The sequence below is a fragment of the Streptomonospora alba genome, from assembly GCF_000826685.1.
Classification (GTDB): Bacteria; Actinomycetota; Actinomycetes; order Streptosporangiales; family Streptosporangiaceae; genus Streptomonospora; species Streptomonospora alba.
The window spans coordinates 71,078-91,832 of record NZ_JROO01000038.1; the positions used below are offsets into that span (position 1 = coordinate 71,078).

Sequence of the window (20,755 nt, forward strand, 5' to 3'; positions counted from 1 at the left end):
CACCACCGACAGGAGGAAGTGGTGGCACCTCACAGTCGAGATGCCGGGAGCGCCTCGTGGTTCGGACAGCAGGCCGCCGGCGCCTCCAGGCCGCCGGCGGCGGGCCCGGGCGGCGCGGATGTTCCACGACCAACCCAGAACAACGCCGACCAGCAGGCGGCAGCCAACAGTTCCCCCAGTTCACTGGTCCGCCCCTACGCTGTTACCAAGGGACGCACCAAACCCAAGTCCCAGCTGCCGCTGGAGACACTGATCTCCTCTACGGAGACCGCGCGTGCCGAATCGGGGACCCTCACCCCCGAGTGCCAGGCCATCAGCGACCTGTGCCGCGAGTGGCGCTCCGTGGCCGAGGTCTCGGCTCTGCTGCGCCTACCTCTCGGAGTGGCGCAGGTCCTCGTCGCGGACATGTCCGAACAGGGACTGCTGCAGATCATGTCGTCGAACAACACCGACAGTCGGCCCAACGCCAACCTTCTTGAAAGGGTGCTCAGTGGACTTCGCAAGCTCTAGCGCGGCCGACGAGGGCGGTGCCGCGGCGAGTGCGATGACGTCGGTCAAGATCGTCGTCGCCGGAGGCTTCGGTGTAGGCAAGACGACCTTCGTCGGCTCCGTCTCCGAGATCGTGCCGCTGACCACAGAGGCCGTCATGACCAGCGCCAGCGTCGGGGTCGACGACCTCGCCAAGACGCCGGACAAGCAAAGCACCACGGTGGCCATGGACTTCGGCCGGGTCTCCCTCGACTCCGACCTCATCCTCTACCTGTTCGGCACCCCGGGCCAGCACCGCTTCTGGTTCATGTGGGACGACCTGGTCAAGGGTGCGATCGGTGCCGTGGTGCTGGTCGACACCCGCCGCCTGGCCGACTGCTTCCCGGCCATCGACTACTTCGAAGAGGCCCGGCTGCCCTTCGTCGTCGCGGTCAACGGATTCGACGGCTACTACCCGCACGCAGCCCAAGAGGTGCGCGACGCGCTCACGCTCAGCCCGGAGATCCCCATCGTCCAGGTCGACGCGCGCGACCGCTCCTCCACCAAGTCGACGCTGATCACACTGGTGGAGCACGCCATAACGGTCGGCGACCCCGGTGGAGCCGGCCAGCCCACGTCGACCGGAGGGCAGGGTTCCTGGCGGTAGTGCACCCCCGGCCGCCCGCGCGGAGCGGACGCGGCCGGGGGCGGCACAGTCGTAGGAGCATCAGCGGGTCGGCGGTGCCGGCCCTCAGCCCAGCTGCGCGGCCACGGCTCGTACCGGCGCGCCGTCGCCGCTGCTGAGACGGATCGGCAGCGCGATGAACAGCGGGTCGGCGAAGTCGATGCGCCCCAGCCCGCAGAGGTTCTCCACGATCGTGGCGCCCACCCCCAGTAGAACCGTGTGCGCATCCCAGTCGCCCTCGGGATGCGGGCCGTGCGGCGTCGAGTCGGGGCTGGGCGCGTCCACACCCACGCAGCGCACCCCCGCGTCGGCGATCAGCCGGGCGGCGCTCGCGTCGAGGTAGGGATGGTCGAAGTAGCGCTGCGTCCCGTAGTGCTCGTCCCAACCGGTGCGCACCAGCACCGCCGCCCCCGGTACGAAGCGGTCCGCCCAGGGTCGCACATCCGCCGCGGTGATCGCGGAGCGGTCGGGGCGGCCGGTCGCCTCCACCACCACCGCAGGACCCGTGAACCGCTCAAGGGGCAGCTCCTCCAGCCGCGGCCCGTCGTCCAGGAAGTGGTAGGGAGCGTCGGCGTGGGTGCCGCTGTGCGAGCTCATGTGCACCCCGGTGGAGTTGTACCCCTGCTCGGCCACGGTGGACGAACGCTCCAGGTGCGGCTGCATGTCGCCGGGGAACGCCTGGGTCTGCGGGCCGATCGGGCGGCTCAGGTCGACGATACGGGTGAACTGCATGGGATCCCTCCACTCGTTTCCGGCCGCGGCGACGGCCCTGCGGCGGATGCGGGGCGCCGAACGGGGTGCGCCGCGCGCGGTGACGGGGCAAGATAGCAGGCGATGACTTCCGAGCCTTCCCGCGACCAGCCCGAACCCGGCGCCAACGCGATGACGGACCGCTTCCACTCCGTGGGCGAGCGCGTCCTCGACGCCTTGCTCGAAGACGCCCCCGAATGGGCCGACGAACTCGGCGACCACCGCTTCTCCGACCGGCTCACCGACCATTCCGCCGACGCCGACGCGGGCCGCGCCGGTGTGCTCTCCGACGCCTTGGGCGCCCTCGACGAGATCGACGACCTGCTGCTGCCCCCGGCCGACCGGGTCGACCTGGAGATGCTGCGCAACCGTGTCTCAGCCGATCTGTGGCAGCTCACCGAACTGCGCCCGCAGACCTGGGACCCGCTGGTCCACCTGCCCGGCGACGCGATCTACGGCCTCGTCGCCGGGGAGGACCTGCCCGCCGAGGAGCGGCTGAGCGCCATCGCGGCACGCTGCGACGCCGTCCCCGGGTTCCTGGCCACCGCGCGCGACCGCCTCGAAGGCGGACCCGGCATGCCGCGCGTGCACGTGGAGACCGCGATCGGACGCGCCGAAGGCGTCCTCGGCCTGCTCGGCAGCGGGATCGACCGCCTCGTCGAGCAGGCGCCGTCCCTTGGCGCCGGCGCCGAGCGCGCGCGTGAGACCGCGGCTGAAGCGTTGCGCGAGCACATCTCCTGGCTGCGTTCCCGGGTCGAGACCGCCGACGGCGCCCCCCGGCTGGGCGCGCGCGACCACGCCGCACGGCTGTGGTACACGCTGGACTCCGAGCTGTCCCAGGACGCCCTGCTGACCCGCGCCGAAAGCGACCTGCTGGCCACCGAGGAGGCCATCGCCGAGGCCGCCTCCGAATTCGACGGCGCTCCGCCGCGCCCCGGCCAGGTGCGCGAGGTACTGGACCGCATCGCGGCCGAAGCCGCCACCACCGAAGACACCGTGCGGCCCACCTGCGAGCAGGCCCTGGAGCACCTGACCGGCCGCGTCAGCGAACTCGGCTTCGCCACGCTGCCCGAGCACCCGGTGCGCGTCATCCCCATGCCCGAATCCCGCCGCGGCATGGCCGTGGCCTACTGCGACCCTCCCGGGCCGCTCTCGCCCCGGCCCGAGCGGCCCACCCTCATCGCCGTCGCGCCGCCGCCCGACGACTGGTCGGCCCAGCGCCGCGAATCGTTCTACCGCGAGTACAACGCCGACATGCTGCGCGAGCTGATGGTGCACGAAGGCGTCCCCGGCCACGCCCTGCAGCTCTCCCACGCGGCGCGCTACTCCGGCGGCACCCGGCTGCGCCGGGCCCTGTACAGCGGGACCTTCATCGAAGGGTGGGCGGTCTACGCCGAGGAGGCCCTGCAGGAGTCCGGGTGGAGCGAGGATCCCGACCGGAACCGGCGGCAGCGGCTCGTGCAACTCAAGACGCGGCTGCGCATGATCATCAACGCCATCCTCGACGTGCGCGTCCACGCCCACGGCATGACCGAGTCCGAAGCCATGACCCTGCTGGTCGAACGCGGTCACCAGGAGGAGGGCGAGGCCGCCGGCAAGTGGCGGCGCGCCCAGCTCAGCAGCGCCCAGCTGTCGACCTACTACGTCGGCCACCAGGAGGTCTCCTCGATCGTGCGCGACCTGGCCGCGGCCCGGCCCGGCGCCTCGCGCCGCGAGCTGCACGACAGCGTCCTGGCTCACGGTTCGCCGGCGCCGCGCCACCTGCGCACCCTGCTGGGCGTGTGATCGGCCTGATGACGCCGCCGCGCTCCGGTGGATTTTAGCGAGGCCACACAGCGCGATGGCCTAGAATCCTCACGCCCCCCACGTCCCCCGACCGCTGATACCGGAGTACGACCTCGCCATGACCACGGACCTGATCGTCGGATTCTTCACGCTGACAGCGCTGGAGATCGTCCTCGGCATCGACAACCTCGTCTTCATCTCGATCCTGGCGAACAAGCTGCCCGAGCACCAGCGCCACCGCGCGCGCCAGATCGGGATCGCTCTGGCCCTGGTCGGGCGCTTGGCACTGCTCGGTTCCATCACGCTGATCATGCGGCTCACAACCCCGCTGTTCGCGATCGGCGAGTTCGAGTTCAGCGGTCAGGCCCTCATCCTGCTCGTCGGCGGGCTCTTCCTCATCGCCAAGGCCACCTACGAGATCCACGAGAGCCTCGAAGGCGAGGAGGACCACGCCGGATCGAAGGTGCGCGCCGCGATGGGCGCGGTGCTGCTGCAGATCGTCGCCCTGGACCTCGTCTTCTCCCTGGACTCGGTGATCACGGCGATCGGCATGATCGGTCCCGACGGGATCTGGGTGATGGTCGCCGCCGTGGTGATCGCCGTGATCGTCATGCTCGTACTCGCCGGACCGCTGAGCCGGTTCGTCAACGACCACCCCACGGTCAAGATGCTGGCCCTGGCCTTCCTGCTGCTCATCGGCATGACCCTGGTCGCCGACGGACTGGGCTTCCACGTGCCCAAGGGCTACATCTACGCCGCGATGGGCTTCTCGCTGTTCGTGGAGACCCTCAACCTGCTGCGCCGGCGCGCCCGGGGCGCCCCGGTGAAGCTGAGCAGCCGCTACTCCGAGGAGGGCGCCGAAAGCCAGGACTCCGGGCCGGCCGCCGAGAAGGCGGACTGATCCGCCGGGCGGCCGGGGGTTCGGACCCGCGGCGCCGGGCAGCCTATCCTGGTAGCAGCACGGCGCCGCGGACCGATCCGCGCCGCCGGGGCGGGATCGAGACGCGGTGGGGGTGAGCACACGATGAGCGAGGCCGAACGGGACGCCTCCTTCGGTGACCCCGACGGCTTCGAACGCCTGTGGACGCCGCACCGCATGGCCTACATCAAGGGCGAGAACAAGCCCACCGGCCGCGCTTCCGGCGACGGTTGCCCCTTCTGCCGCGCCCCCGGCCTGCCCGACGCGGAAGGGCTCGTGGTCGCCCGTGGCAAGACCGGATACGCGGTGCTCAACCTCTACCCCTACAACAGCGGGCACCTGCTGATCTGCCCCTACCGGCACGTCGCCGACTACACCGCGCTCGACGGTGCCGAGGCCGCGGAGGTCGCCGCCCTGACCCAGGCCGGGATCACCGCGCTGCGCCGCGCCTACGGACCGCAGGGGTTCAACGTCGGTATGAACCTCGGCGAGCCCGCCGGCGCCGGGATCGCCGCCCATCTGCATCAGCACATCGTTCCCCGCTGGGAGGGCGACACCAACTTCATGCCCGTCATCGGCCGCACCAAGGTCCTGCCCGAACTCCTCGAGCAGGCCCGCGAGGCCCTCGTCCAGGCCTGGCCCGAGGAGTGACAGCCGCGGAAGAGGTGAGTCCCATCGCCACGCAGCACCCCGCACCCGTGCTGGTATTCGACGGCGATTGCGGTTTCTGCACCAGCAGCGTCCGGCTGGCCCGCCGCTTCGTCGAACCGCGCCTGTGCGCCGTGCCCTGGCAGACGAGCGATCTGTCCCCGGCCGCGCGCGCACGCGCCCAGGAGGAGGTCCTGCTGCTGGACGCTCCCGGGAAGCGGCTGTGGGGCGGTATCGACGCGATCGCCGTGCTCATGCTGGCCAGTCGGCGCCCGCTGTGGCCGCTGGTCGGCTGGCTGCTGCGCCGCGCGCCCCTGCGCGCTCTGGGCGGTGCCGCCTACCACTGGGTGTCGCGCAACCGGCACCTGATGCCCGGAGGGGCACCGGCGTGCGAGATCGGTGACGGCCGACGTGTCGGTGACGGTGCGGCGAGAAGCGCCTCCGGTGAGGGTGGTGGCGGGTGACGTCCGGGCCGTACCGGGTGACGGGTGGGCTCCGCGACCGCCCCCCGTCCCGCCCGCGTACGCCGGAGCGCCGCATGGCCGCCCCCTCGCCTGCGCAATACGATCCTGAGAGATCATGCTGAGATATCTGCGTCCCGTATTCAGCCGAGTGCTGCTGCCCCTCGGTCGGCTTCTGGCCAGGCTCGGCGTCACCCCGAGCATGGTCACCCTCGTCGGTGCCCTCGGCGTCGTCGCCGCTTCCCTGGCCTTCTATCCCCGCGGCGAGCTCTTCGTCGGCTCGGTGGTGATCACCGCCTTCGTGCTGCTGGACATGCTCGACGGCGCCGTGGCCCGCGCCTCCGACAGCACCACCCGGTGGGGCGCCTTCCTCGACTCCACGCTGGACCGCCTCTCCGACGCGGCCATCCTCAGCAGCCTGGTGCTGTGGTTCTTCGGCGGAGGAGGCGATCCCGTACTGGGCTGTGTCAGCCTGTTCTGCCTCGTCAGCGGGTTCGGGATCTCCTACATCAAGGCCCGCGCCGAAGGCCTGGGCGCCAACTGCGACGTCGGTATCGCCGAGCGCTCCGAGCGGCTGGTGATCCTGCTGGTGGCCGTGGGCCTGGGCGGACTCGACGTCCCCTACGTGCTGCCCGTCGGCCTGTGGGTCCTGGCCGCCCTCAGCGGGATCACCGTCGTGCAGCGGCTGATCGAGACACGCAACCGGCTCACCCGTCCGCGCCGCACCGCCGGCGACACCGGCGCCGTCTAGAAAGGGGAGCGGGCATGTCCGAGCGCGCCACGACGGCGCTGTACACCCTGGGCTGGTCGCTGCTGCGGCGCGTCCCCGAACGCGCCGGGCGCGCCGCCTTCCGCGCGGTCGCCGACGCCGCATGGCTGCGCCGCGGCGCGGGCGTGCGGCGGCTGGAGGCCAACCTGCGCCGCGTCGCCGGGCCCGAGGTCGGCGACGACGGCATCCGCGCCCTCTCGCGGGCCGGGATGCGCTCGTACCTGCGCTACTTCTACGAGATGTTCATGCTGGAGGCCTACAGCGACGAGGACCTGCGGGCGCGCGTGGACTGCACCGGCATCGAGTACCTGCAGGGCGTCCTCGCCTCCGGGCGCGGTGTCGTAGCGGCGCTGCCGCACATGGGCAACTGGGACCTCGCCGGCGCATGGGTCACCCGCTACGGCATCCCGCTGACCACCGTGGCCGAGCGGCTGAAACCCGAGCCGCTGTTCGAGCGCTTCGTCGCCTTCCGGGAAGGGCTGGGCATGGAGGTGCTGCCGCTGACCGGCGGTCCCGCCCACAGCGCGGGGGTGCTCGCCCGCCGGCTTCGGCAGGGCCGCCTCGTCTGCCTGCTCGCCGACCGCGACCTCACCGCTTCCGGGGTGGAGGTCGCGTTCTTCGGCGAGTCGGCGCGCATGCCCGCCGGACCCGCGGCACTGGCCGAACGCACCGGCGCCGCGCTGATTCCCGTGGCGATGTGGTACGAGGACGGACGCATGCGCGTGGACATCCGCGAGGAGATCCCGGTGCCCGCGAACGCAGGGCGGCCCGAGCGGGTGCAGGCCATGACCGCGCAGCTGGCGCGGGTCTTCGAAGGCGCCATCACCCGACACCCTCAGGACTGGCACATGCTCCAGCGCGTCTTCGCCGCCGATCTGGACTCCGGCGATCAAGGCGACCGCGACGGTAGCGTAAGGGCGTCCCCAGCCGCGCCGACGGCCCCCGCACCGCGGCGCGGCCGCACCGCGATCCGGAAGCGAACAAGGCGATGAGGATCGGGCTGGTCTGCCCCTATACCTGGGAGGTCCCCGGCGGCGTGCAGCAGCACGTCGGCGACCTGGCCGAAGCGCTGCTGCACCTGGGCCACGAAGTGTCGGTCCTCGCGCCCTGTGACTCCGAGACCGAGCTTCCCCCCTACCTGGTCTCCGCCGGGCGCGCCGTGCCCGTGCCCTACAACGGGTCGGTCGCGCGGCTGTCCTTCGGGTTCCGGGCAGCCGGGCGGGTGCGCCGCTGGATCCGCGAAGGCGCCTTCGACGTGCTCCACGTGCACGAACCCGCCGCACCCAGCCTGTCCCTGCTTGCCTGCTGGGTGGCCGAGGGCCCGATCGTGGCCACCTTCCACGCCTCCACGCCCCGCTCGCGTGCTCTGGCGGCCTCGGCGGGTGCGCTCCAGCCCGCGCTGGAGAAGATCAACGGCCGCATCGCCGTCTCCGACGCCGCGCGCAAGACGCTCGTGGAGCACCTGGGCGGCGACGCCGTGCTCGTGCCCAACGGGGTCGCGGTGGACCGCTACACCGAGGCCCGCCCCCTCGACGGGTGGCCCGGCGAGGGCGGCGCCATCGGTTTCCTGGGCCGCCTCGACGAGTCCCGCAAGGGCTTGGGCGTGCTGCTTGACGCCTTCGACATCCTCGGCCGCGAGCGCACCGGACTGCGGCTGCTGATCGCCGGCCCCGGCGACACCGCCGAGGTCCGCGAGCGGGTCGCGCCCGAGCTGCGCGACCGGGTCGTGTGCCTGGGCCGGGTCGACGAGGTCGACAAGGTGCGCGCCTACCACTCGGTAGACGTGTTCTGCGCCCCCAACCTCGGCGGGGAGAGCTTCGGGATCGTGCTCGCCGAGGCGATGTCGGCAGGCGCTCCGATCCTGGCCAGCGACATTCCCGCCTTCTCGCACGTGCTGCGCGAGGGCGAGGCCGGGCACCTGTTCACCACCGGCGACCCGGCCGACCTGGCGCGCGGCGCCGCCGAGCTGCTCGACTCCGGTGAGCGCCGCGAGGCGCTCTCGCACGCCGCCCGCGCGGCGGTACGCGCCTACGACTGGCGCACGGTGGCCGCCGACGTCGTGCGCGTCTACGAGACGGTCCTGCCGCTGGAGCGCAGGCAGGGACCGGTGACCGCCGGACGCCAGGAACCCGTATGACGTACCGGGAACGCAGGTAGCCGCCGATGTCCGAATGGATCTCCACCCTGGCTCTGGCCGTCGCGGCGGTGGTGCTGCTGTCGGCCTACGTGTCCTGGCGGGCGGGGCGGCTCGACCGGCTGCACACACGCGTCGAGACCGCCTATGCGGCACTGGACGCCGCCCTGCTGCGGCGCGGGGCCGTGGTCCTGGAGCTTGCCTCCTCCCCGGCGCTGGAGCCGGCCTCGGCGGTGCTGCTGGGCGACGCCGCCGCCCGCGCGCGCCGCGCCCACGGCGAGGGGCGCGCGGCGCGCGAACTGGCCGAGAGCAACCTCTCGCGGGCCCTGCGCGCGGTGCTGAGCGAGCCCGGTTTCGCCGAGGAGATGACCGTGCCCGAGGGCGCGACCGAAGACGTCGTCGCCGATGTCGAGGCCTCCGCCAAGCGGGTGATGCTGGCCCGGCGCTTCTACAACAACGCCGTGGCCGGCATCCGGGAAGCCCGGTCCAGCCGGCTGGTGCGGCTGCTGCGCCTGGCCGGCAGCGCTCCCATGCCGGAGTTCTTCGAGATGGACGACGAACCGCCCGCCACGGCCCCCATGTGAGAAGCCGCCGGTGTAGGGGCCCGGGCCCCGCGTCGGCCGCGTGCCTGGAACAGCGGGCGGGCACGTGATGTTGTCCCCACAGAGCCGGACGAACCGGTGAACTACCATGGAACCCGGGACAGCACCGGCCGCACGCCGCTGACGTGCCATGTTGACCATCCGACGCGCACCGGGCCCCGCACCCCGGTCCGCCCGACCTTTTGGGAGTCCGCCACCGTGACCAACACCGTCGACACCGCCGGCAGCGCCGTCGGCACCACCCGCGTCAAGCGCGGGATGGCAGAGCAGCTCAAGAACGGCGTGATCATGGACGTGGTCACCCCTGAGCAGGCCCGCATCGCCGAGGACGCCGGGGCCGTAGCGGTCATGGCCCTGGAGCGTGTTCCCGCCGACATCCGCCAGCACGGCGGTGTGGCCCGCATGTCCGACCCCGACATGATCGACGGCATCATCGAGGCCGTCTCCATCCCCGTCATGGCCAAGGCCCGCATCGGCCACTTCGTCGAGGCGCAGGTGCTGGAGTCCCTCGGCGTCGACTTCGTCGACGAGTCCGAGGTGCTCACTCCCGCCGACGAGGCCCACCACATCGACAAGTGGGCGTTCACCGTCCCGTTCGTCTGCGGCGCCACCAGCATCGGCGAGGCACTGCGCCGCATCGCCGAGGGCGCGGCCATGATCCGCTCCAAGGGCGAGGCCGGCACCGGCAACGTCGTCGAGGCCACCCGCCACATGCGCGCCATCCGCACCGAGATCGCCCGGCTGGGCACCCTCGACGAGGCCGAGCTGTTCGGCGCCGCCAAGGAGATCCAGGCGCCCTACGAGGTCGTCAAGGAGGTCGCCCGCCTCGGCAAGCTCCCGGTGCCGCTGTTCTCCGCCGGCGGTGTGGCCAGCCCGGCCGACGCCGCGCTGATGCGCCAGCTCGGCGCCGAGAGCGTCTTCGTGGGTTCGGGCATCTTCAAGTCCGGCGACCCGGCCAAGCGCGCCGACGCCATCGTCCAGGCGACCCTGCACTACCGCGATCCCGAGGTCATCGCCAAGGTCTCGCGCGGCCTGGGCGACGCCATGGTCGGCATCAACGTGGACGACCTGGAGGAGTCCGAGCGCTACGCCGGACGCGGCTGGTAGCGCCGCCGCGTGGAGGTCGGTGCGGCCCCGACCGCGTCGGCGCACCGGTACGTCGGCGTCCATACCGGCACCGAAGTCACCGAAGCGAGAGGGAGCCCGTGACCGCGACACCCACCGTCGGCGTTCTCGCCCTGCAGGGCGACACCGCCGAGCACCTGCGTGTGCTCGGCGACCTCGGCGTCCCGGCCGAACCGGTCCTCCGCCCCGAGGACCTCGACCGGGTCGACGGGCTGATCCTGCCCGGCGGGGAGTCCACCACGATGTCCAAGCTCGCCGTGCGCTACGACCTCCTTGAGCCGCTGCGCAAGCACATCGGCGAGGGCATGCCCGCCTACGGCACCTGCGCGGGCATGATCCTGCTCGCCGACCGCATCCTCGACGGCGCCGCGGACCAGGAGACCGTCGGCGGCCTCGACATGACGGTGCGGCGCAACGCCTTCGGCCGCCAGAGCGAGTCCTTCGAGGCGGGCATCGACATCGAAGGCGTCGACGGCGCCCCCTTCGAGGCGGTCTTCATCCGCGCGCCCTGGGTCGAGTCCGTGGGCGAGCGCGTGCGTGTTCTCGGCCAGACCCCCTACGGTGAGCGGGCCGGTAGGATCGTCGCGGTGCGACAGGGCGGCCTGCTGGCTACCTCTTTCCATCCCGAACTCACCGGTGACCCGCGGATACACCGGCTCTTTGTTGACATGGTGAAAGGACAGGCATGAGCGGCCACTCCAAGTGGGCCACCACCAAGCACAAGAAAGCCGCCATCGATGCCAAGCGCGGCAAGCTCTTCGCCAAGCTGGTGAAGAACGTCGAGGTGGCCGCCCGTACGGGCGGCGGGGACCCGGATGGCAATCCGACCCTGTACGACGCCATCCAGAAAGCCAAGAAGAGCTCGGTTCCGCTGGACAACATCGAGCGTGCCCGCAAGCGCGGCTCCGGTGAGGAAGCCGGCGGCGCCGAGTGGCAGACCGTCTGGTACGAGGGCTATGCCCCCGGCGGAGTCGCGCTGCTCGTGGAGTGCCTCACCGACAACCGCAACCGCGCCACCTCCGAGGTGCGTATGGCGGTCACCCGCAACGGCGGCTCGATGGGCGACGCCGGATCGGTGTCCTACCTGTTCACGCGCAAGGGCGTCGTGATCGTTTCCAAGGACAGCGCCAGCGAGGACGAGGTCACCCTCGCGGTGGTCGAAGCCGGCGGCGAAGACGTCAACGACCTGGGCGAGTCCTTCGAGATCGTCAGCGAGCCCAACGAGATCGTCAACGTCCGCACGGCCCTGCAGGAGGCCGGCATCGAGTACGACTCGGCCGAAGTGTCCTTCCTGCCCAGCGTCGAGGTCCAGGTGGACGAGAACGACGCCAAGAAGGTCATGCGCGTCGTCGACGCCCTGGAGGACTCCGACGACGTGCAGAACGTGTACACCAACGCCGACATCCCCGACGACGTCATGGCCAAGATCGGCTAGCGGCACGTCGGCACGCGCGCTTCGCGCACACCTTCGCCGCACGCCCCGCACTCCGGTTCCGGAGCGGGGCGTGCGGCGTTTCCTACGGCGCGAGCCGGGGATCCGTGCGCTCCCGACGCGCTGCGTGACTGCGCGCGGTAGGGTTTCCACTCGCCGAAGCAGTCCGCCGAGACGCGTGAGCGAGGACTCCCATGAATCCCCCTGGCGAGAACCCCTACGAGCCCGGTCGGCCCGACTACAGCGGGCAGCCCGGGCAGGACCCGTCCGGCTACTCCAACCCCGCGGGCTATGGCGGTCAGCCTCCCCAGTCCGGCTATCCCGGCCAACCCGGCGTCTCCGGCCCGCAGCAGGGTTGGCAGCAGCCGCCCCAGCCGCCCTACGGCGGCGCGGGCGGTCCCGGCGGCGGCGCGCCCGGGCCCGGACCGGCGGCCCCGCCGCCCGCGGCCGGCCCCGGGTTCTTCGCGGCGCTGTTCGACTTCCAGTTCCGCGGTTTCGTCACCACCCAGCTCATCACGGTGCTGTTCATCCTGTGGCTCGTGCTGATCGGCATCTTCACCCTCAGCGGTGTGGTCAGCTCCTTCAGCCTGATGGCCGTCAGCCCGCTGACCGGGCTGCTGACCCTGCTGGGGGCCCTGGTCGGGGGAGCCGTCGGGGTGCTGCTCACCCGCGTGGGCCTGGAGGTGCTGATCGTGCTGTTCCGCATCAGCGAAGACCTCACCGCGATCCGCTCCCGCAACGGCATGTGAGCGACCGGCGGCCCGGCGGGGCGCCGTGTCCCCCACGCGCGGCGGCTCCCCCGCGCGGTAGGCTCTGCGAACGGACGTTCGAGAAGGGCCGGAGGGGAGCGGCGTGCGAGTCATGGGGGTCGATCCGGGGCTGACCCGGTGCGGGGTGGGACTGGTCGACGGGGCGATCGGGCGGTCCCTCACCCTGGCCGGCGCCGGGGTCGTGCGCACCGGCGCCGACGCAGCCCTGCCCGAGCGGCTCCTGGGCATCGAACGCGGCATCGAGGCGTGGCTCGACGAGTACGAGCCCGCCGCCGTCGCCGTCGAGCGCGTCTTCGCCCAGCACAACGTGAGCACCGTCATGGGCACGGCCCAGGCCAGCGCCATCGCGATCACGTGCGCCGCCCGCCGCGGACTTCCCGTCGCGCTGCACACCCCCAGCGAGGCCAAGGCCGCCATCACCGGCAGCGGCCGTGCCGACAAGGCCCAGGTGCAGACCATGGTCGCCCGGCTGCTCGGGCTGCAGGCCGCGCCCAAGCCGGCCGACGCCGCCGACGCCGTCGCACTGGCCATCTGCCATATCTGGCGCGGCGGTGCCCAGGACCGCATCGCCCAGGCCCAGCAGGACCTCGCCCGCAAGGTCGAACTGGCGCGCCGCTCCCGCCGGACCCCCGACCCCCAGGGAAGGTGACCCCGCCGTGATCGCGTTCCTCAGCGGCCGGGTGGCCGCCCGCACGGGAGGGTCCGCCGTGATCGAGGTCGGCGGCGTCGGTATGACCGTGCACTGCACACCGACGACCCTGGCGGGCCTGCGGGTGGGCGAGCAGGCCACGGTCGCCACCTCGCTGGTGGTCCGCGAAGACTCGCTGACCCTTTACGGATTCGCCGACGACGACGAACGCACGGTCTTCGAGCGCCTCCAGCAGGCGAGCGGCGTGGGGCCGCGCCTGGCACTGGGCATTCTGGCGGTGCACACCCCCGATGCGCTGCGGGCGGCCGTCGCCTCCGAGGACACCGCCGCTCTGACCCGCGTACCCGGAATCGGGCCCAAGGGCGCCCAGCGCATCGCCCTGGAACTGCGCGACAAGCTCGGCCCGCCCCCGGCCGCCGACCCCGCCCTCACCGAGCACGGCGCCGCACCCGGCGCCGAGTCGCCGTGGCGGCCGCAGGTGGTCTCGGGCCTGGTCAACCTGGGATGGTCGGCCAAGGACGCCGAAGCCGCGGCCGACGCCGTAGCACCCGAGGCCGCCGACGCCCCCGACGTGGCCGTGCTGCTGCGCAGCGCATTGCGCAGGCTCAGCAGGTCTTAGGAGCACACACGATGAGTGACTACGAGCGTGAGGCCGTCTCGGCTGACGCCGACTCCGACGAGCGCGCCCTGGAGGGAGCGCTGCGCCCGCGCAGCCTGGACGACTTCGTAGGTCAGGAGCGGGTCCGCCAGCAGCTGTCGCTGGTCCTGCGGGGCGCCCAGCGGCGCGGACGCGCTCCCGACCATGTGCTGCTCTCCGGCGGGCCCGGCCTGGGCAAGACCACCCTGGCCATGATCATCGCGGCCGAGTTGGGCGCGCCGCTGCGCATCAGCTCCGGGCCCGCCATCGAGCGCTCCGGGGACCTCGCTGCCGTGCTGTCCACCCTGCACGAAGGCGAGGTGCTGTTCCTCGACGAGATCCATCGCATGGCGCGCCCCGCCGAGGAGATGCTCTACGTCGCCATGGAGGACTTCCGCGTCGACGTGATGGTCGGCAAGGGCCCCGGCGCGACCGCCATCCCGTTGGACATCGCCCCCTTCACCCTGGTCGGCGCCACCACGCGTTCAGGGCTGCTGCCCGCCCCGCTGCGCGACCGCTTCGGCTTCACCGCGCACATGGACTTCTACGAGGCCGTCGACCTGGAGCGGATCCTGCACCGCTCGGCCGGCCTGCTGGGCGTCGAGGTCGACGGCGACGCCGCCGCCGAGATCGCCGGTCGTTCACGCGGCACCCCACGCATCGCCAACCGGCTGCTGCGGCGGGTCCGCGACTACGCCGAGGTCCACGGCGACGGCCACCTCACCCGCGAGACCGCCTGCGCCGCGCTGACCCTGTTCGAAGTCGACCACCACGGGCTGGACCGGCTGGACCGCGGCGTGCTCGAGGCCCTGTGCGGGAAGTTCCGCGGCGGCCCCGTAGGGCTGTCGACTCTGGCCGTGGCGGTGGGGGAGGAGCCCGAGACCGTCGAAGTGGTCGCCGAGCCGTTCCTGGTCCGCTCCGGCTTCATCGCCCGCACTCCGCGGGGGCGCGTGGCCACCCCCGACGCCTGGGGGCACCTGGGAATCACGCCTCCTGCCGACGCCGCGTTCGGAGCCGCGGCGGCCGCCGACAGTGCCGCCGCTCCGCGCGCCGCCGAGGTTCCCGGGGCCGAGGGCGCGGCCTGAGGCTGCGACACCGCCGCGGGTGCGCGGCCCGACCGGCGGGCCGGTGGGTAAACTGTGGCGTGGACCTTGCGAATCGGCAACGATGGACACGGATCGCGGCCGAGGGGAACACGCGGCGCCGCCCGCGCGTTGACCTGCGGCGGCGTGGTGCCGCGAACGCGGCCCCGCGACCGTAGCGGCGGCGCGGCCGCGAAGGTCGGAACAATCTATGGAAGGACACCCCGTGCTGGCCCAGACAATTTTGGCCGAGGGCGCCCAGGACACCGGTGGGCTCCTCGGGATGATCCTGCCGTTCGTCCTCATCGCACTGGTCTTCTGGCTGCTGATTCTGCGCCCGCAGCAGAAGCGCAAGCAGCAGGAGACCAAGATGCAGAGCGAACTGCAGCCCGGCGTCGAGGTGCTGACCAAGGCAGGCTTTTTCGCCACCGTCGTGGAGATTCGCGACAACGAGATCGAGCTGGAGATCTCCCCGGGTACGCGGATCCGCATGCTCAAGGCGGGCGTCGGCGACGTCGTCAAGCCCAGTGACGGCGTGAGCGACGACACCCCGGTCGAGGACCGCCCCGACTTCCCGGGCAACGACGACAAGAACGACGGCTCGCGCTAGGAATCAGCGCGACAGCCCGGACCCCGCCGCGGGTCCCGTTTCGCGTGCCCGCGCCCGGTCGGCGAGCCCGAACGCCTCCGCCCCGGCGGCCCAGGCCGCCGGGCGCGCCGCCGCATCCCCGCCCCCGGCCCTGCGCCCGCTCCACCGAGACGAGGAGATCCCCTCCGCCATGCCCGCTGACTCCGGCGCCCCCGCCGACCTGAGCGCCCTGATCACCTCCGGCCTGCGTGACGTCCCCGACTTCCCCAAGGAGGGAGTCGTCTTCAAGGACATCACCCCGCTGCTGGCCGACCCCGCCTCCCTGCGGGCCGTGGTCGAGGGGATCGCCGGCCGCTACGCCCAGGACTCGGTCGACGTCGTGCTCGGGCTGGAGGCGCGCGGCTTCATCCTCGCCGCCCCGGTCGCGCTGGAGCTGGGTGCCGGCTTCGTGCCGGTACGCAAAGCCGGGAAACTCCCGCGCGAGACCCACCGGGCGTCCTACGATCTGGAGTACGGCTCGGAGACCGTCGAGATGCACGCCGACGCCGTCAGCCCGGGAAGCCGCGTCCTGATCGTCGACGACGTCCTCGCCACCGGCGGCACAGCTCGGGCCGCGGTGGAGCTGGTGGACAAAGCGGGTGGTACGGTCGTGGGATTCTCGGTCCTGGTCGAGCTGGGGTTCCTCCAGGGCCGGCGGAAACTGACCGACGTGGAGCCGCACGCATTGGCCGTTCTCTAGCGGCCTGAGCCCGGGCGCTGGGCCCCGGATCCGCTGACATGCGAACATCGCTGCCGTCCGGCAGTAGACTCGCGGGCATAACAGGGCTGCGGCGACGCGTTGGTACAGGTGACACCTGACGTTCACGACGCAGACGTCGACCCGGCGGGCCGAGCGGCGGCGACCACCGCCGCGGCCCGGTCACCCTCCCGCAGCGAGGCGGAGCGGACCCGGCCCCCGGGAAAACCCGCGGGAGGGATGTCCATGGCAGGCGAAGCGGTATCGGCCGAGGCGGCTGCCGCGCTGCGCGGGGACTCCCCGAGCGGGCAGGACCGTTCCGGGAGCGCGCATACCCCCGCGGCGCCCGCGGCACACGCCGCCGAGCCCGTCGATTCCGGCGCCCCGTCCGAAAAACCCGGTCCAGACAGCGGAGCCGGCGACCGGGATCCGACCCCGGCCCGCTCCAACCCGTCGTCCGGTGTGCGGGTACGGCGCAGACTCGCACGACTCGGTGCACAGCGGGGGGTATCCATGAACCCGGTCCTCGAACCACTCATCAAGACCGTCCGGGCGACCCACCCGAAGGTCGACGTCCGGCTCATCGAGCGTGCCTACGACGTCGCGGCGTACTACCACCGCGATCAGAAGCGCAAGAGCGGCGACCCCTACATCACCCACCCTCTTGCGGTGGCCACCATCCTCGCCGAACTGGGCATGCAGGAACCCACGCTCGCCGCGGCGCTGCTGCACGACACCGTCGAGGACACCAGCTATCCCCTCGACCAGTTGCGCAAGGACTTCGGCGACGAGATCGCCGAGCTCGTCGACGGTGTCACCAAGCTCGACAAGGTCAAGTACGGCGAGGCCACCGAGGCCGAGACCGTGCGCAAGATGGTCGTGGCGATGTCCCGCGACATCAAGGTGCTGGTCATCAAGCTGTGCGACCGGCTGCACAACATGCGCACGCTGCGCTACCTGCCCGAGGCCAAACGAGAGAAGAAGGCCCGCGAGACTCTTGAGATCTTCGCGCCGCTGGCCCACCGGCTGGGTATGAACACCATCAAGTGGGAGCTTGAGGACCTCGCCTTCGCCACGCTGTATCCCAAGCGGTTCGACGAGATCGCCCGGCTGGTCTCCGAGCGGGCTCCGCGCCGCGACGTCTACCTGCAGGACGTCATCGAGGCGGTTTCGGCCGACCTGCGCGAAGCCAAGATCAAGGCGACGGTGCGCGGCAGGCCCAAGCACTACTACTCGATCTATCAGAAGATGATCGCCCGCAACTGCGGCTTCGACGAGATCTACGACCTCGTGGCCGTGCGGGTGCTCGTCGACAGCGTCCGCGACTGCTACGCGGCCCTGGGCACCATCCACGCGCGGTGGAACCCCGTCCCCGGACGGTTCAAGGACTACATCGCGATGCCCAAGTTCAACATGTACCAGTCGCTGCACACCACGGTGATAGGACCGTCGGGCAACCCGGTGGAGCTGCAGATCCGCACCCGCGCGATGCACCGGCGGGCCGAGTACGGGATCGCCGCGCACTGGAAGTACAAGGAGGAGCGGCCGGCCGCCAAGGACAGCGGCAAGTCCAAGGGCACCGCCGACATGGCCTGGCTGCGCCAGCTCGTCGACTGGCAGCAGGAGACCAAGGACCCCGGCGAGTTCCTGGAGTCGCTGCGCTTCGACCTGTCGGTGCAGGAGGTTTTCGTATTCACCCCGCAGGGCGACGCCATCGCCCTGCCGCAAGGGGCCACCCCCATCGACTTCGCCTACGCGGTGCACACCGAGGTCGGCCACCGCACCGTGGGCGCCCGGGTCAACGGTCGGCTCGTCTCCTTGGAGAGCGAGCTGCACAACGGCGAGACCGTGGAGATCCTCACCTCCAAGGCGAGCGACGCCGGGCCCAGCCGCGACTGGCTGCAGTTCGTCAAGAGCGCCCGCGCGCGCAGCAAGATCCGCCAGTGGTTCACCAAGGAGCGTCGCGAGCAGGCCATCGAGCAGGGCAAGGACGCCATCGCGCGGGTCATGCGCAAGCAGGAGCTGCCGATAAAGCGGCTGTTCAGCGGCGAAGCCCTGATCGCCCTGGCACGCGACCTGCGCTACGGCGACGTCGACTCGCTGTACGCCGCAGTCGGCGAGGGCCGGATCGGATCGCAGAACGTCGTGCAGAAGCTCGTCGACTCCCTGGGGGGCATCGACAGCGCCGAGGAGGACATCGCCGAGTCCTCCCTGCCCACGCGGCCCCGGCCGCGGCCGCGGCCGGCCGGCAACCCCGGCGTGGTCGTCGAAGGCGACTCCGACGTGTGGGTGCGGTTGTCCAAATGCTGTACGCCGGTGCCCGGCGACGACATCATCGGGTTCGTCACGCGCGGCAACGGGGTCTCGGTACACCGCAGCGACTGCGTCAACACCCGCGCCCTGGACCGCGAGCGCATGGTCGAGGTGGACTGGCAGCCGACCGAGGACTCCATGTTCCTGGTGGCCTTGCAGGTCGAGGCGCTGGACCGCTCGCGGCTGCTGTCGGACATCACCCGTGTGCTCTCCGACCAGCACGTCAACATCCTCTCGGCGACCGTGCAGACCAGCCGCGACCGGGTCGCGCTGAGCAGGTTCACCTTCGAGATGGCCGACCCCACGCACCTCGGCCACGTCCTCAAGGCCGTGCGGGGGGTCGACGGCGTCTACGACGTCTACCGCATGAAGAGCTGATTCCCGTGCTCAGCGCCGGGCGGGCCGCCGCGGCCGATAGCGCGGCGTTTCGCGGCGTGTGAGCCGCCGCGCAGCGGTCAGACTGCCGGTATGAACAAGTTGTCGCTGGACGCCTTGGCCCGCAAACACCTGGAGACGGCGGCGGCCGCCTCGGCCGGACGCAGCTCCGAGACCTTCTTCGGGGGCCACGAGCACACCCTCCGTCAGACCCTCATCGCCCTCATCCGGGGCAACGGCCTCTCCGAACACCCCAATCCCGGCGAGGCGACCGTTCTGGTCCTGCGCGGCCGGGTCCGTCTGGACGCCGGTGGCGACAGCTGGGAGGGCCGAGCCAACGACCTGCTCGTCGTGCCGGAGAAGAGCCACTCCCTGGAGGCGCTGGAGGACTCCGCGATCGTGCTCACGGTCGCGAAAAAGGGCTGACGCCTACGGACGCCGGCCCTTCCCGGCGGCCTCGCAGGGCCGTGCCCCGGGGCCGGCGTCCGCTCAGCTCATCTCGTCGAGCGCCCTCTCGGCCTCCTCCAGCCAGGACCGGCGGGCGGTCAGCGCCTCCTCGGCCTCGCGGACCTTGCGGTCGTTGCCGCGCTGCTTGGCGTTCTCGAGGTCGTTCTCCAGCTGGGAGATCGAGTTGCGCAGCCGGTCGGCGGTGGCCTCGGCCCGCGCCCGAGCCTCGGGGTTGGTGCGCTGCCACTCGTGGTCCTCGGCCCGGCGCACCTCGTCCTCGAGCTTGCGGAAGGCGCCCTCCAGCCGGTCGCGCTGATCGCGCGGCAGCGGGCCCGCCTCCTCCCACGCCTCCTGGAAGTCGCGCAGCCGGGCACGGGCCGCACGCGGATCGGTGATCTCCGACAATTCGGTGCGAGCGTCCTCCAGCAGGCGCTCCTTGGCCTCGGCGTTGCCCCGAAGCTCGGCGTCGCGCTCGGCGAAAACCGCGTTGCGGGCCTGGAAGAACCGGTCCTGGGCGGCCTTGAACCGCGACCACAGCTTGTCTTCGCTGGTGCGGTCGGCGCGGCCGCTGCCCTTCCACTGCTGCATCAGGTCGCGGTAACGGGCCGCGGTGGCGCCCCAGTCGGTGGAGTCGGCAAGCGACTCGGCCTCGGCGACGAGGCGCTCCTTCTCCTGGCGCACCTGCTCGCGCTGCTGGTCCAGTCCGGCGAAGTAGGCCTTGCGGCGCTTGGAGAAGGAGTTGCGCGCCGCCGACATCCGCTTCCACAGCGCCTGCTCGGTCGGCCGGTCGGTGCGCGGAGCCGCTTTCCACTCGTCGATCAGCTCGCGCATCCGCTCGCCGCCGGACTTCCAGTGCGTGGTTTCGGCGGCGACGCGCTCGGCCTCGGCGACGATGCGCTCCTTGACCTCGCGGGCCTCGGTGCGCGCCTGCTCCTGGGCCTGCTTCTGCTCGACCCTGCGCTTCTCGGCCTGTTCGGTCAGAACGTCCAGGCGCTGGGAAAGCGCATCGAGATCGCCCACGGCGTTGGCGTCGCGCACTGCGGTGCGCAGCTTCTCCACGCTCGCCAGTGCTTGCGACGCGGACAGGTCCGTGGTGCGCAGCCGCTTCTCCAGCAGATCGACCTCGGTCACCAGGGCGTCGTACTTGCGGCGGAAGAACGCGAGGGCCTCCTCGGGCGCGCCCGCCTGCCACGATCCGACGACGCGCTCGCCTTCGCTCGTGCGGACGTAGACCGTGCCGTCGTCGTCAACGCGGCCCCAGGGGTCCGTGGTCACCGTGTCCTCCATAGTCATGAGCCTGGCCCGCGGGCCAGGTCCGGGTGGTCCGGCGGCGGGCTCCAACAGGAGCCGGTGTGAACCGCCGTGACTAAGCACGATAT

Annotated in this window: 23 protein-coding genes; 21 read left to right on the top strand and 2 right to left on the bottom strand. The window is 71.7% G+C overall.

Translation table 11 applies throughout. The features are described 5' to 3' along the window. Positions 1-18 precede the first annotated feature (18 nt). Together LP52_RS19275 and LP52_RS19280 are read left to right on the top strand one after the other, a co-directional pair. A complete protein-coding gene (locus LP52_RS19275; RefSeq protein WP_238580998.1) occupies positions 19-510 on the top strand; it encodes a DUF742 domain-containing protein in 492 nt (163 codons plus the stop codon). 34 nt (positions 511-544) lie between these two features. Beyond that, positions 545-1,135, top strand: coding sequence for a GTP-binding protein (locus LP52_RS19280; RefSeq protein ID WP_040275592.1), 591 nt, complete (start codon positions 545-547; stop codon positions 1,133-1,135). A gap of 84 nt (positions 1,136-1,219) precedes the next feature. Here LP52_RS19280 and LP52_RS19285 read toward each other — a convergent pair whose 3' ends face one another. Then, positions 1,220-1,885 carry a cyclase family protein gene (locus tag LP52_RS19285; protein WP_040275594.1) on the bottom strand — a complete coding sequence of 222 codons (666 nt, stop codon included), beginning with the start codon at positions 1,883-1,885 and terminating at the stop codon, positions 1,220-1,222. Between the two features lie 150 nt (positions 1,886-2,035). Between LP52_RS19285 and LP52_RS19290 the strand changes: the two genes are divergently transcribed. The 19 genes from LP52_RS19290 (at position 2,036) to LP52_RS19380 (ending at position 19,355) form a co-directional block, all read left to right on the top strand. Next, on the top strand, positions 2,036-3,688 hold the full coding sequence (locus LP52_RS19290) for a DUF885 domain-containing protein (RefSeq protein ID WP_040275698.1): 1,653 nt from the start codon (positions 2,036-2,038) through the stop codon (positions 3,686-3,688). A 118-nt stretch (positions 3,689-3,806) separates the two neighbouring features. Continuing rightward, complete coding sequence (locus tag LP52_RS19295) at positions 3,807-4,589, top strand: TerC family protein (protein WP_040275595.1); 783 nt, start codon at positions 3,807-3,809, stop codon at positions 4,587-4,589. A 123-nt stretch (positions 4,590-4,712) separates the two neighbouring features. After that, positions 4,713-5,258, top strand: coding sequence for an HIT family protein (locus LP52_RS19300; protein WP_040275597.1), 546 nt, complete (start codon positions 4,713-4,715; stop codon positions 5,256-5,258). Between the two features lie 14 nt (positions 5,259-5,272). Next, positions 5,273-5,719, top strand: a complete 447-nt coding sequence (locus LP52_RS19305) for a thiol-disulfide oxidoreductase DCC family protein (RefSeq protein ID WP_238580999.1) — start codon at positions 5,273-5,275, stop codon at positions 5,717-5,719. A gap of 115 nt (positions 5,720-5,834) precedes the next feature. Further along, on the top strand, positions 5,835-6,467 hold the full coding sequence (pgsA, locus tag LP52_RS19310; RefSeq protein ID WP_040275599.1) for a phosphatidylinositol phosphate synthase: 633 nt from the start codon (positions 5,835-5,837) through the stop codon (positions 6,465-6,467). A 14-nt stretch (positions 6,468-6,481) separates the two neighbouring features. Continuing rightward, positions 6,482-7,477, top strand: coding sequence for a phosphatidylinositol mannoside acyltransferase (locus LP52_RS19315; protein ID WP_040275600.1), 996 nt, complete (start codon positions 6,482-6,484; stop codon positions 7,475-7,477). After that, a complete protein-coding gene (locus tag LP52_RS19320; RefSeq protein ID WP_052810042.1) occupies positions 7,474-8,622 on the top strand; it encodes a glycosyltransferase family 4 protein in 1,149 nt (382 codons plus the stop codon). The genes LP52_RS19315 and LP52_RS19320 overlap by 4 nt, the downstream gene beginning before the upstream one ends. A 26-nt stretch (positions 8,623-8,648) precedes the next feature. Then, the gene (locus LP52_RS19325) at positions 8,649-9,203 is read left to right on the top strand and encodes a hypothetical protein (RefSeq protein WP_040275602.1); all 555 of its coding nucleotides are present in this window, start codon (positions 8,649-8,651) and stop codon (positions 9,201-9,203) included. Between the two features lie 216 nt (positions 9,204-9,419). Next, on the top strand, positions 9,420-10,328 hold the full coding sequence (gene pdxS, locus LP52_RS19330; protein WP_040275604.1) for a pyridoxal 5'-phosphate synthase lyase subunit PdxS: 909 nt from the start codon (positions 9,420-9,422) through the stop codon (positions 10,326-10,328). 98 nt (positions 10,329-10,426) lie between these two features. Beyond that, entirely contained in the window at positions 10,427-11,035 is a 609-nt protein-coding gene (pdxT, locus tag LP52_RS19335) for a pyridoxal 5'-phosphate synthase glutaminase subunit PdxT (protein ID WP_040275606.1), read from the top strand. Beyond that, entirely contained in the window at positions 11,032-11,781 is a 750-nt protein-coding gene (locus tag LP52_RS19340; RefSeq protein ID WP_040275608.1) for a YebC/PmpR family DNA-binding transcriptional regulator, read from the top strand. The genes pdxT and LP52_RS19340 overlap by 4 nt, the downstream gene beginning before the upstream one ends. Positions 11,782-11,972: 191 nt before the next feature. Then, positions 11,973-12,527 carry a DUF4282 domain-containing protein gene (locus LP52_RS19345; RefSeq protein WP_040275609.1) on the top strand — a complete coding sequence of 185 codons (555 nt, stop codon included), beginning with the start codon at positions 11,973-11,975 and terminating at the stop codon, positions 12,525-12,527. Positions 12,528-12,630: 103 nt separating this feature from the next. Further along, entirely contained in the window at positions 12,631-13,197 is a 567-nt protein-coding gene (gene ruvC / locus LP52_RS19350; RefSeq protein WP_040275611.1) for a crossover junction endodeoxyribonuclease RuvC, read from the top strand. Between the two features lie 7 nt (positions 13,198-13,204). After that, entirely contained in the window at positions 13,205-13,816 is a 612-nt protein-coding gene (gene ruvA, locus LP52_RS19355; RefSeq protein WP_040275612.1) for a Holliday junction branch migration protein RuvA, read from the top strand. 11 nt (positions 13,817-13,827) lie between these two features. Then, complete coding sequence (gene ruvB / locus LP52_RS19360) at positions 13,828-14,919, top strand: Holliday junction branch migration DNA helicase RuvB (RefSeq protein WP_040275614.1); 1,092 nt, start codon at positions 13,828-13,830, stop codon at positions 14,917-14,919. Positions 14,920-15,127: 208 nt separating this feature from the next. Beyond that, positions 15,128-15,526: a preprotein translocase subunit YajC gene (gene yajC, locus LP52_RS19365; protein WP_040275615.1), complete on the top strand. Its 399-nt coding sequence runs from the start codon at positions 15,128-15,130 to the stop codon at positions 15,524-15,526. Between the two features lie 169 nt (positions 15,527-15,695). After that, positions 15,696-16,244, top strand: coding sequence for an adenine phosphoribosyltransferase (locus LP52_RS19370; protein WP_040275617.1), 549 nt, complete (start codon positions 15,696-15,698; stop codon positions 16,242-16,244). 510 nt (positions 16,245-16,754) lie between these two features. Then, the gene (locus tag LP52_RS19375; RefSeq protein WP_040275618.1) at positions 16,755-18,932 is read left to right on the top strand and encodes a RelA/SpoT family protein; all 2,178 of its coding nucleotides are present in this window, start codon (positions 16,755-16,757) and stop codon (positions 18,930-18,932) included. 90 nt (positions 18,933-19,022) lie between these two features. Then, positions 19,023-19,355 carry a cupin domain-containing protein gene (locus LP52_RS19380; protein WP_040275619.1) on the top strand — a complete coding sequence of 111 codons (333 nt, stop codon included), beginning with the start codon at positions 19,023-19,025 and terminating at the stop codon, positions 19,353-19,355. A gap of 63 nt (positions 19,356-19,418) precedes the next feature. Here the strand turns inward: LP52_RS19380 and LP52_RS19385 are convergent, their stop codons facing one another. After that, positions 19,419-20,651 (bottom strand): DUF349 domain-containing protein, encoded by a 1,233-nt coding sequence (locus LP52_RS19385; RefSeq protein WP_040275703.1) that lies wholly within the window; start codon positions 20,649-20,651, stop codon positions 19,419-19,421. Positions 20,652-20,755 lie beyond the last annotated feature (104 nt).